Consider the following 12,925-nt stretch of genomic DNA (forward strand, 5'->3'; position numbering starts at 1 on the left):
TTACCGCCAGTTGTTTTTATTTTTCTTCCTGTTATAATCTTTGCAGTTGTCATTTACATACTTGCAGTTCATTATTACAAACTTTCAGTTCGTTATTGCAAAGTTGCAGTTGACAATTACAAACTTTCAGTTCGTTATTGCAAAATTGCAGTTGACAATTACAAAGTTTCAGTTCGTTATTACAAACTTTCAGTTGATTGTTACAGACTTTCAGTTTGTTATTGCAAAGTTGCAGTTGATTATTACAAACTTTCAGTCCGTTATTACAAACTTTCAGTTGATTGTTACAAGAAAGCAGTTGCCTATTTGACAACTGCTCTCTGTTTATTGGTTTTATGACTCGACTACTTTAAAGCCGAGTTTCGAGATTTGTTTGTATTGGGGACTGGATGCACCAAATACTGACTTAATGTAGGTTTTGGTGTCGAGTGCAACATCGACTAAGCCTGTATTTGGTTTATACATTACATCGTTTCGTGTGATACGAGCGTTGCTTAATGGTGTGGAGGCTGCTATAACGGCGGCATTTTTTGTTTTTAGGTCGTTATAGAGGGTTGTTAATGCTGCTACTTTTAGTTCTGCTTCGTTGGGGGCGTAAAGGGTTACGCTTGTGAGCAATTTAATAAGTTTATCGAAGTTGTCTAAACGGCTGTCGTAACTCATTTGTGAGGTTGATATTTCGTTAACCTCTTTGCCTTCGGCTGCAAGGGCTTTTACTTCGTCTTCTGATTTCTTTGGGGTTGCTCTGCGACCTTGCAATTTGCGAACGATGGTTTGTGCGCTCTCGTCAACTTGGGTTGTTGTGTCGGTTGCTTTGAGGGCGTTGAGAATACGGGTGGTTAACTTGCCAAGTGGAGCGAATGCAACCTCACGGGCTGCAACTGCGTTGCTATACGCAGGATTTGCGGAATTGACTGCACCGATTGCCGCTTTGGCTGCTGTTGAGAGGGCTTGCAATGCAGGTAATTTGATTGCTGGTTTTGATGGGTTATAGACTACGCCATAACCGCCAACAAAAGAGATTAGTTCATCGAGGTTAGCGACATTTTTTGCATGTCCTGTTTCGGAAGTACTTGCCATGATTTTTGGATTAATGGTTAATTATTAAGTATTGGCGATTTGAAAATACTTAAATAATTTAAAACAGGAAACATAAGGCGATTATTTGACGCTATTTTCAATGATTTCAATCTGATCATTTGTCAGTTTATAGAGTTGATAAACCAAATGGTCAATTTCGTTTTCGTTCTTTTCAATTTGTGATTTTAATTCTAAAGCTATTTTAGATTCTTGTAAAAAATAATTTTCCCATTCAGCTTCATCTGAAAGTGATAGTTTTATTTTCTTTTTTGCAAGTTCTTTTAATAACTCATTGAAAGAGAAAAGATGCCATTCATGAACTTTTGTTGATAATACATTTAAATTGAATTTGCGCTGGATTAAGCGTGTAAACCTTTGTGTGATTACTTGAAGTTCTTTATTTAATGAGAGCATTAAATCAGCTTTCTCAATTAAAGGCTGTTGTTCGTTTTTATCTGCTTTAGGAATTGGTAATTGCTTTAATTGATATCCTTTTATTTTGGGAAATAAGTCTTTGTTATCACTAAATGAGGATAACCAAAAACTTTTTATCACTTTAGAATTTAAAACGGTAAACACATATTTCAGTGAATAATTTTCATCTTTCAAATAGAGGTTATAAATAGTATTTGAGGTTAAAATATTCGCATTACAAAAACCAATAATTGGGAACTGACCGATTTGTCTTATTACAATTCTATCCTTTTTATATATTTCCCAATCGCCACCACTTTTTATATTTTCTTCTATAAAATTGAAATACTTAGTAGCTTCAGAATATTTGTACTTAAACACATCAGAACCATCAATTATTGGGATGAAAATATCAGAATCTTTGGTTGAAGAAATAGAGCTTTTTCTATCATATGCTTGAATTCCAAAATATGTATTTCCTATTTCTTCAAAAGGAATACAATTTTCAAATTGCATAATTGAGCTATTATTTATATTGAATACTTGCTCTGAAGAATTAAGCCAATCTTGTTGGGATTTAGTTGTATTAAAATGAGTAAAGCCATTTATGCTGTTAAACACTAGGATTTTGCTATTTAAAATCTTGTTTTTAGAAAGAATTAAAGTTGCTACATCTACTCCCGCATCAACAAATACGACATCATTATAGTTAACTAATTGTTCGATAAATGAATTACAAAGAATAAAATTCCGCAGACTTTGAATGTATTTATTGGTTAAAAAGGTATTAGGTGTAATAAAACCCAATAGTCCCTTTTCTTTTAAATTTTTAATTGATTTTTCATAAAACAAATGAAATAAGTCAATTTTATAACTAGATACTTCGAATGACTTGTAATAATTTAAAATTATTTCATTGGTGTTAGAAGGTTGGCATAACACATAAGGAGGATTGCCAATTATTATATCAAAGCCACCTTTATCAAATATTTCTGGAAATTGGGTTTGCCAATTGAATGCTTTTTCACCTGCAATAATTTGTTCATCGATTAATGAGTTACCGCATTTAATATTGTTGTTAAGGTCATTTAGCTTGCGGTTTGGTTGTGCCGTGCGCAACCAAAGGGAGAGTTTAGCAATTTCAACGCTTTCTTCGTTGAGGTCAACCCCGTATATGTTGTTTTCGAGGATGCTTTTTTCGACGTCGCTAAATATGATGGATGCGCCGTAAATTTTGGCCTGAAGTTCGTCGATGTATTGATGTTCGGTAATCAGGAAATCTAATGCCTGATTGAGAAATGCGCCTGAGCCACAAGCGGGGTCGCAAATGGTGATTTGCAACAACCACTGGCGGTATTGAGCAAGTTTGTCGAGTAGGGCTTTTTTGGTGTTGGTTTGTCGTTTTTTGTCAGTGATATAATCTTCGTCTTTGATACCGATTTCGTTTTTCTTATCGGTGCAGAGTTTCCCGACTGTATTTTCGACAATGTATTTGGTAATGTATTTAGGTGTGTAGAAAACGCCGTCTTTTTTGCGTTTGGTTTTTGTTTTATCAATTGCAGTCCCTTCAAGTTCGGCTTTGATTTCGTCGATTTCGTTGAGTGAGTTTTCGAAAATGTGCCCAAGAATATTGACATCGACTTCGCTTACAAAATCGTATTCCGATAGTTTGAGGGTGTGTTTGTATAGTAAATCGTCGTTGATGGTTACGGTATCTAAAACTTCGTCGGGTTTAAACAGCCCTCCGTTGTAGGCAAATACATCGTATCGCTTGCCTTTATATCCTGTGTTTAGATATTCGAAGTACTTTTTATAACGTTCGTAAAGGGGTATTTGTACATCACGTTCCTGCAACTCCCGCCAGTCGCTTAATATTAATCGAACAGAATTAGGAGGTAATAATAAACGGTCTTCGGCAAAGAATAGGAAAAGGAAACGGTCTAAAAGTTTTTGTGATTTTTTGAAAAGCAATAAAGGGTCGAATTGTGGGTTTTGGCTGACTAAATTTTGATATAAATCACGCTTAAAGGTTGAGTAAGCTTTATAAAAATCGTTGGTAATTTGTTCTTCTTTGCTTGTTGACTCGTGCTTTATGGCAAGGGGCAAACCTTTTGAAATGCTGTCGAATGATAAGCAGAGATAAAAGAGATTGAATTGTTCGTGGGTGAGGGTGAAAAGGTTAAATTCCTCAAAATTTGTAGCATCTTCGATATAAAAGCGAAGTTTCTCGAAGTTTGAGGTGATAACGTAAACGCACCCAATTTGATTGTTTTTGTAACCAAATGCCTGATTTTCGACTTTTGCCAAATCGGTTGTGTCGGTGCCTTTTAATTCGATAACGGCTTTTACTTTTGATTCGAGAATAATGGCGCCATCGGCTTTTTTGCTATCCTTTAGGTTCTTGTTTTCGGTGATTAGATTGTAGTTTGTATTGGGATTGAGGGTGTAGCCTAAAATGTTAACAAACAAATCGCGCAGGAATCCTTCTTGGTATTGTTCTTCCTTACTGTTTCGGATATTTTCTTGGATTTCGGGCTTTCCAAAGTGAGCAATAAATTCGTTGTATTTATTCTCTAATGTTTTAGCGTCGAATTGTTTTAGATATTTCTGTACAACAGTTTTTTGAAAAAGTCCCATGTCAAGTTGTTAAGTATTATTCAGGCTACCAAAGTAATGTTATCAGTTTTAAATGCTTTTCTGATTATTTGATTTTTCTGTAAAATCATTGGGTGGTGGGTGGGCTTGGTCGGTATTTATTCAGGCTACGGTGTTTTTCTTCTTACAATTGGCGGTAACGTTACGCATATGCCTAGTGGCGGATTGCGGACGATTCAACTGTCAAACCGTGGTGAAGTTTGAGCGGGCGAAAAGCCTTGCAAAGTGCAGTAAAACCGCCATTAGGTATATGCGATGTTAGCATTTGTTATTTGTTTCTAATCCTGGAAATTCAACCAAACAAGGCTTAATCTTTTCATTGTAAATAAATTCATCACTTTCTCCGTGAGTCGCTAAGCATAGGTAGTATTTTAATCCATTCATGTTTTTATAAATTAACCACTCTCCCCTTAAATCCTTATTAAAGATTGCCTTATTATGCATCGTTATCGCAATAGCTGAAATATTACTTGTTCCAAATTGCTCAACAATTTGCTTGAAATCATTTATTTTTTCATTTCGAATCCTTTTTTTCTTAAACCAATATTCTTTAACATTTCTAACAATGTTATATCCAATACTGGCATAGGAACCATGATGTATATGAGAAAATCCATTTAGTATATCACGTTCAAAATCAGTTCCTGATACTTTTCCATTTTCTATATTTTCAACTAAATCAAAAATCTCAGATGCATTATAATACTCTATTTTATCCTTGAATTTTTCACCATAATTCCCCATATGGAGAACCATTTGTCCAATTAATAAAGAGCTGCATTTTCCTGATTTCAATTTAATTTTAATCCTTTCTTTAGCACAAGAAGTCAGTTTAGCTATCTCATCTGAAGGAACATTAAATTCTTCCGTTTTATTTTCAGAGACCAATCTATCTGTTTCTTGTTGACACAAATGATTGTATAATAACTCAGCGACTTTTTCCATTTTTTATAATAAATGCTAACGGTCGGCGGTATGGTTAGTTGCCAATTTCGAAGCACTTTCCTATCAAGTTACAACTACTTTTGATACGAGCTGTGCCGCTCGAATACCCACTGCACCGGCAATTAACTATACCGCGTGTTGGCAACTGGTGTTCATTCATATTCGTCTGTTTATCATTTATTTAGCTTTATTTTCTTGTCATTCTCAACCTGCACTAACCTATCCACGAAGCACAAATTTATTTTGTTTTTTTGAGCGTGGGCAATCCTAAAACCGCCCTGAAAGGCGGTTACGTGGGCAGGAAAGGCGGAAGCTCTTTTGCAAGCCTTTGGACTGTGCGTTGGCTCGTGTGGGCTTGCAAATGTGCTTACGACTGTGGGTTGGTTCATATTCTTACAAGTTTTTCTTCTACTATTGACTCTAAATTTGGAATATCCATTTCAGAAGTTATTAATATCTTTTGCTTATTTCGACTATTTTTATCCTGAAGATAGTTTATTATTCTTTCTGGGTAAATATTAAAAACAGATTGGACAACAATTAGATAAGGAGATAGATTTCTAGTTAATGTGCCACGACCATTATTTGATTCACTTTTTAAAACACTATCTAGTTCTAGTAAAGTAATTCCAATAGCATCAATAAAACCAATGATGTTTTGGGCTAATCTTCTTCTATCCAAAGGTAAATCTTCTGGTTTCCAATGGTTAAGAATTAAGGAAATTAATTGATTGACTTTTTTTACATCTTTGTTTTCTTTAGCCAATTCTGTTAATTTACTAAGTTCTTCTACACCACTAATTGTTACTTCTGCATGTTCTAAGGTAGCTTTAACTTGATAAGCAATACGTTCCTTTGCCCAGTTTATTTTATCAGATTTATAAATTAGGTCGTGTGTAGCAATTGACCACGCATGTTGCAAGAAAGTTTTTATTTGAATTTCAAAAATTAAGTCATATAAATCTGGAGCAAATTCTCCTGTTTCAAAATCTTTTAATGAAACATAAAGTCTTAAGTCATCAAATGGAAAGGAAAATGAATCTTTATGTGTAAAATTATTCGATGTTGGTCTTTTAAATTGAATATTAAAATGTTTTGCGACAAATTTCTCTGCTAATGAAATTTCACTTAAATTCTTCACAACGATTGTAGACGCAAAAAAATCTTCAAATATTTCAGTTTTCTTAAATCGACCCATCTCTATTTTCATTGCAAAGCTCTCAATTTGCTTTAGCCTACTTTCATAATGCCAACGTTCATTTTTATTGGACTTTACAACTTCATCAACCTTACCTTTTATAATATTGAAGTACGGTAAATTTGTATTGTAAAGCTCTTGAACTGATTGAACTATTTTCATATTTAAATGGAATTAGTCAGGGCTAACAAACGTTCTCTTCTTTGTGGTAAATCAGTCACAGCTCCTTTTGAATTGTTTGAATAATTTAAAACATCTTCTTCAATTACTTCCCCAGCATCCTGCATTTCCTTTACTTTAGAAACTTTTTCCATAAAAGCTTCATAAGCGATTGCAAAATCTGCAGGGTTTTGCGGATTATTTAGATGGATGTAAGCCCACAACGTGTAATAATTGTTGTTAGAACCAGAAGCAAATTTTGAAATTGATTCATTATGCATATCTACATCAACAATGAATTGTTTTATTTCACTAAGCCTTTTTGTGAAATCTTCAAGACTAAAATCTCCAGATTCCAGAAGTTCTTCTATTTCATCATATTTTGCATAAACTTCATCAATATATCCTTGGTCAAAACCTACAATCTTATTTTCAAGCACAATCATTATCAACTCTGAAACAAATTGAACATTTTTCATTCTCTTGTCACGTCCTCTCGTACTAATTTTATAATCCCACCAAAAATCAGTATCTGATTCTTCTTCTACAAAATTTATAAACCAACCGTTATATCTTGCGTGTCTCAGTTCCTGAGGCAACAGATTTCTCGCATTTCTATTTACTCTGTCAAATACTTCTTCAATATTATTTCCATCAATAGAGTCAATGAAATCAACAACTAAAGTGTAATCCCAAAACCTTCTTTTATATTCAGGAGTTAGGTCCTTGAATTTCTTGCCGTTTAGGTTTACATCCCCAAAGTCAGGTGCAATTGAAATCTTGCTTTCAAAGAATAATAATATTGTTTCCAGTCTTTGTTTTCCATCTACTACGTGATATTTAGTATATCCTTGGTCGTTTACAGTTCTATGAATAAAAATTGGAGGTGCTGGATAATTCCGAAAAATTGTGTCTAAAAAGAATTTTCTATCCTTTGAACTCCAAACACTTTTTCTTTGATAGGGTGGTTCTAAATCAAGTTGGCTGTTACGATATAAATCTAAAAACCACGTTATTTGTTGTGTTGTTGGTTGTCTTTTCATTGTTAAATATTATTTATTCCTATTTAATCTCCTTGCCGAAAGCTTCTTCCAAATACTATCCGCAAGTTTTATTTCTTTATCGGTAAAGCCATATCCATCTTTCAGAATTTGCTTATTTGTAATTTCTAGAATTTCATCAATTTGCTTTTTCTCTCTCATCATTTGGTCAATCGTTGCGAGCAAATCGGCATTTTCGATTTGGTAGGGAAGTAATATTTTTCCTGCTTCGCTTGGCATTAACTCCAACACACCTCCACCATAACTACGACCTACTATTTCGGAAAAAGCCAAAGACAAGGAATTATAAAAACTGGCAATAAAAGCGTTTTTATTGGTGTCTTTTTTCATAAACACACGGTGCATCGTGTCCGTTGTATATGCGTTTGCTTCGTTTAAGATTAATCGAGGGTAGTGATTGTTTCTGCGAATAAACAAAGCGTCAGATAATTTAATTGACGGTATTACAAACCAATCATCACGAATTCCTGTTTTGTAACCTTTATTGACTCCTTGAGATTCGCCCATTTTAATGTATGAGTTCGCTCCTTTGTGCCCGTTTAGAATTTGTTTTGGTGGAAAAACCAGTAAATGAGCTTTAGCTTTGGTTTGCCTGTTTAATTTCCAATCGTTTTCTGTGAAAATCACACTGTTTACCTGAACGCTTCTGCCAACCATGGGCTTTGCATATTCATTCAGGTCATAAGCTTCTACAACAGGCAAAGGAACAGTAAAATAATCATTTGCTCCAGTTGTGATACCTACTTCAACATTGGCATATTTACCAATTGTAGGAACTTTTCGTTTAGTGGCAATATTTTCAAGAAAATCTATTTCCTCTTGGTCTAAAAAGTAGTAAGTCCATTTGTTTGACTTAAAATCTATCTTTTTTGATGGACTTTTTAGGATGTTCACATCAAGTTTTTCGAGGTCTGAAGCATCTCGTAATTCAAGATGTTCAATTAAATGTGAATCACTTCCGTTCTTTTCACAAAGCAACAAAACAACTTCTTGCTGAATATCAGGGAAAACCAACTTTTCAAAAGAAATAATATTGATTTTATTGTAGAAATGAGCCAAAAACTCACGGAGTTGTTGAGCATAAGAAACTTGCAACAATTCCGCAGGAATTACAAAACCAATCTTTCCTTTTTCTTTGAGCAACAGACTTGAACCAACTACAAAAGAAACCCAAGCATTAGTCAATTTTGAATATTTTAGTTTAGCACGATTGAAAACTTTGATGGCTTCATTTTGCTGTTCTTCCTGAAAATACTGATAGCGAATGTAAGGCGGATTGCCAACTACCAAATCAAATCTCTGTGTGGTTTCATTACAATACAAATGAAAATCTGTATTGATTACATTCTTGTTGTTGAGTTTGATTTTATCAGCTTTTTCTGCTTCTACATCATCAAATTCAATGGCTGTTACTGATTTGAATTTATGGTTGTTCTCTTTCAATTGTTCGAGAAAAACTCCATCACCACAACTTGGTTCTAAAATTTCATAGTCTGAACTTCCATTGATGCCCCATTTCAAAATGAATGCAGCAATTGGCTCGGGTGTGTAAAATCCACCTCTCAATTTCTCGGCTGTTGCGTTTTTAATTAGCTTCATACAATTCTTTGATTAATGGGATTAATGAATCTTCACTACCTAAATCGTATAATTTAGCTAATAGCTTTTCTAGGTTGGCTTTCTCTCTTATAAATTGTCCTTGCAATGGAGTTAAAGCCCTTTTATTTCCTGCATTTGCATCTATTTGGTCATAAATGCTGATTAATTCTTTTTGAGTTTCTACGATTTTGTCGTGAAGTGTTTTTTGTTTAGCATCTAAAAAATCAATCTTTCTGATTGGTAGGTTTTTCAAAACCTTTGTTCCTCTTGCTATGTAACCACCTCTGAAAACTTCGCCATACAATGCACTGAACCATTCCAAATATTTAGAGTTGAGAATGGCTTGAATGTAGTAAATGGAATAATCGGAAGTTGTTGGAATTGCAACTACACAATAACCCGCTGTTCCACCTGACGAAATCAAAGTTCCGTGAACATCAATTGCGTATTTATCGCCAACAGAAAGAACACCAACAATAATTTTTGAAGGAAGTCCACAACTATCCAAACTTTGATGTCTGCCGTATCTGTGCCATTCATTTTTTGTTTTGGGCTCTGGTTTTATATCTCGTTTCGGATTATTTAAAATGGCTTTATGCTTTTGAAAATAGTCATAAGCCAAAGGAAATTTCTTTTGAATTATTGTTAGAGGAATAATGTCAACTCCTGTTTTTGTTGACAAGTAAGGATAAATTACCCTTGCATTCGGTTTGAAAGTTCTGTAAGTGTATAAATTATCTTCGCCTGAAGAAGTTTGAAAATAGGGTTTTGTTATTACCTTCTCAATCTTGTAATCAACACCTTTTTTCGAGAAGTAGAAATACTTTTTATCTTCTTTTGATGGAGAGAAAATATAAACATCATTGGCACTTGTTTGAATACCATTGAAAATATTATCATTTCCAACTAAATCAGCAAGTTTAATACTTTGAGCAACAATTTTATTATAGGCATTTGACAATTCTGGTGGTACTAAAACCCATACCTCACCATCTAATTCATTTGTGTTTTTTGAAGCATATTTTACTGCTTCTGGTTCTCTTACTTTCCAACTTTTCAGGTTTTTAACTTCGCCATACTTAAAAGTCTTTTGGGTTTTCTTGCTTAAAATCAGCAAACAGGTGTAAGTAGTTTTGTCTGCGAAAACCTGATTTGCTCCAAATGAAACAATTGAATGCAAATACTCTTTGTCTGCGAGTAATTCACGAAGTTTTAAACCTGCACCAACTTTGGTAAATTTGCTCGGAACGATATAACCTAAAATTCCATCATCAGCTAACAAATTGATTCCTTGTTCAAGGAAAAGGAAGTATTTATCAAACTGCTTGTATGCCGAATCGTAATTGGCTTTGTAAAGTGGTAATTCAAGCGGAGTAATGTTTTTCATATCCTCCGACTTCATATAAGGCGGATTTCCTACAATGACATCAAAACGAAGTTTTGAGAAATCAAACGGGTTGATTATTACCTGGTCTTTCTTTTCGGTTACTTGTTTTGGATTCAATAAACTATTTCCAAAAAAGATGTTTTCCGAAAGGTCAGGCAAAACAGGTTTAGTTTTGCTGGTTGAATTGGTGTCTTCGTCTTCTAACAATTTTAAAAGCAAACCAAATTTAGTGGCTTCAACTGCATTAAAATCTTTATCAACTCCATAGATGCAGTTTAGCAAAATTTTTCGTTTAATTTCAAACGGTAATTTGTAGGTATTGATATTCGTTTGAATGAGTTTTGTTTTGTCGTTTATTAAATAAAAGTCAACCAGAATATCATTGAGCAACTGGAACAGTTCCAATAAAAAAGCACCTGAACCGCAAGAAATATCAGAGAATTTCAACTTTAGAATTTCCTTGTCCGTTTTTCCTTCGCATTTTTTCAAAACGGTATTTCGTAAAATATCGCTAATGATAAATGTAGGAGTTGTAATAATATCACGGTCAATATTTTCAGGTTTCCTTACTAAAACAACTGAACCACTTTGAACTGATAATTTTTCAGAAAGGAAAATTTCATAAATGCTTCCTAAAACATCTGATGAAAAAACGCTAAATGAATAAGGGCTTTCTGGGTAATAAAGTTGTTTGATAATAATCCAAAATACGGAACTAACATTCTCAACAATCTTGTTTTTCAACAACTGATCAAACAAACCCGAATTGTATCGTTTATCAGCATCTTCAAATTTCTTAATAAGTGCTTTAAAGTCGTTTGCGTTGGCAAACTTTAGAAGAGTTTGGTAATCCTCTAAATTCCTATCTTCACAAACACGAAGAAAAATAATTCTATTGATGTAGCTTTGAACAACATCGTTTAATTGTTGCTCGTCAATTCCTGGGTCGTATTTGTAAATTTCTGCACCAAGTGCTTTTCTCCATTCGTTGATTTGATTTAGAAATAGATTGTCTATCGAGTATTGATTGATTTTACTTTCAATTTCTTTCCATTCTGTTTCAAATACTCCTGAATATACCGACTCCTTTCCTAAAAGTTGTCTTATTTCCTCAAACTTGCTTTCATATTCATTGTAATGATATTTCTTTACGAGTGCTTTAGAGAAAATATCGTCTTTATCAACTTTTACAGAAGTGTCATAAATAATCAGATACTCAAAATTTGACAAAACAGAAATTTTCAACTTAGCAGTAAAACCATATCGTCTGACTTGCTTTGCTGTGTCATTGTTTGATTCAATGGAAACGCAAGGTTTTTTTGCTTCCAAAAAGAATTTTCTTTCAGAAAAAAGTCGGAAAGTGTAATCGGGTTTTTTGGAATGTTCTGAAGCATTAGTTTTCAATGCTTCTTCCAAAATTACCTCCCTCTCATTTGTTGGTTTTCCTGCGCTATTTTTAATATCCCAACCAAGCAACTCGAAAAAAGGGTCTAAAAAATCACTGCGAAGCAGTGTTTCATTATACTTGCTAGTCAAGTAATAATCCCTGTCGGCTGTATATTTATCTATGAGTTGCTTAATTGTCATTTTCCTTTGTTTTCTTTTAAATATTTCACTCTTCTTTCAGCTACCTTTAATGCTTTCTCGCCCAATGCTTCGTCTTGAATTTCATACATTATCCTTTCACTTAGAAATAAGACTAAAAGCTCGTCCACATTATATTTGTATGTATCAGCAAGTTTCAGAACTATTTCCTTTGTTAGTTTTCTTTCACCTCGTTCCATCTTGCTTAAAATTGCTACATCAATATCTATTAATGCTGCAACTTTTCGCAATGGCAAGTTATTTTCTTCCCTTAATTGCCTTAGCTTCTCGCCGATTGTTTCTGTTGACATAATCTTTGTTGACTGTTTTTGTCAAATTTATAAATATTCAATTACAAATCAATCAATTTTATGACAAAGTTTTCAACATGCAGTGGTGGGTTGGCAAAATTGCACTCTTTGGCAAAGCTTTGGTTTGAGCGTTGGCTCGTGGGGCTTTGCCAATGTGTGCAATGAGGGAGGAGTTTCTTCTTTTTTTGCGGGGGGAAGAAAAAAACAAAATAAATTTCCATCAAATTTGCACTGTCCTGTCAAAAAGCTAAATCCTTTCTTATTTTAAATTTGTCAATATCGCATCTGTCTGCTGTGTCTGTCTTTTTACACTTGTTGCCAACGGGTAGTGTAGCATTAGTGGCGGATTGCGGGCGAATCTCCTTTCAAACCGTTAGATGGCTGATGCGGGAAACGAACCTTGCGGAACGTGCTTCAACCGCCATTAATGCTACACAATGTTGAACTAAATCCCTAACGGGATAGCTCTCCATATTGCCCCCTAAAATTACTTTTTATTATCCATTACGCAGTAATAGTTTTTAATTTATCA

At 34.1% G+C, this 12,925-nt stretch carries 9 protein-coding genes; 1 reads left to right on the forward strand and 8 read right to left on the reverse strand.

From position 1 onward, the window contains the following. Window positions 1–339 (forward strand): hypothetical protein (locus tag LX69_RS18060; RefSeq protein WP_221621409.1); only part of this gene is annotated, 339 nt, incomplete at its 5' end. Here the strand turns inward: LX69_RS18060 and LX69_RS16790 are convergent. The 8 genes from LX69_RS16790 to LX69_RS16830 form a co-directional block, all read right to left on the reverse strand. After that, window positions 334–1,080: a hypothetical protein gene (locus tag LX69_RS16790; RefSeq protein WP_111447189.1), complete on the reverse strand. Its 747-nt coding sequence runs from the start codon at window positions 1,078–1,080 to the stop codon at window positions 334–336. The two genes, LX69_RS18060 and LX69_RS16790, sit on opposite strands and share 6 nt — an antisense overlap. 81 nt (window positions 1,081–1,161) lie before the next feature. Then, a complete protein-coding gene (locus tag LX69_RS16795) occupies window positions 1,162–4,131 on the reverse strand; it encodes an Eco57I restriction-modification methylase domain-containing protein (protein ID WP_111447190.1) in 2,970 nt (989 codons plus the stop codon). A 276-nt stretch (window positions 4,132–4,407) separates the two neighbouring features. After that, entirely contained in the window at window positions 4,408–5,094 is a 687-nt protein-coding gene (locus LX69_RS16800) for a hypothetical protein (protein WP_111447191.1), read from the reverse strand. Window positions 5,095–5,479: 385 nt separating this feature from the next. Beyond that, window positions 5,480–6,454: a nucleotidyltransferase family protein gene (locus LX69_RS16810; RefSeq protein WP_111447193.1), complete on the reverse strand. Its 975-nt coding sequence runs from the start codon at window positions 6,452–6,454 to the stop codon at window positions 5,480–5,482. A 2-nt stretch (window positions 6,455–6,456) separates the two neighbouring features. Continuing rightward, window positions 6,457–7,494, reverse strand: a complete 1,038-nt coding sequence (locus tag LX69_RS16815) for a DUF262 domain-containing protein (RefSeq protein WP_111447194.1) — start codon at window positions 7,492–7,494, stop codon at window positions 6,457–6,459. Between the two features lie 9 nt (window positions 7,495–7,503). Then, entirely contained in the window at window positions 7,504–9,111 is a 1,608-nt protein-coding gene (locus tag LX69_RS16820) for an Eco57I restriction-modification methylase domain-containing protein (protein ID WP_111447195.1), read from the reverse strand. Further along, window positions 9,098–12,085: an Eco57I restriction-modification methylase domain-containing protein gene (locus LX69_RS16825; RefSeq protein WP_111447196.1), complete on the reverse strand. Its 2,988-nt coding sequence runs from the start codon at window positions 12,083–12,085 to the stop codon at window positions 9,098–9,100. The genes LX69_RS16820 and LX69_RS16825 overlap by 14 nt, the downstream gene beginning before the upstream one ends. Continuing rightward, entirely contained in the window at window positions 12,082–12,393 is a 312-nt protein-coding gene (locus LX69_RS16830) for a helix-turn-helix domain-containing protein (protein WP_111447197.1), read from the reverse strand. The genes LX69_RS16825 and LX69_RS16830 overlap by 4 nt, the downstream gene beginning before the upstream one ends. Window positions 12,394–12,925 lie beyond the last annotated feature (532 nt).

Source organism: Breznakibacter xylanolyticus, assembly GCF_003254275.1.
GTDB lineage: Bacteria > Bacteroidota > Bacteroidia > Bacteroidales > Marinilabiliaceae > Breznakibacter > Breznakibacter xylanolyticus.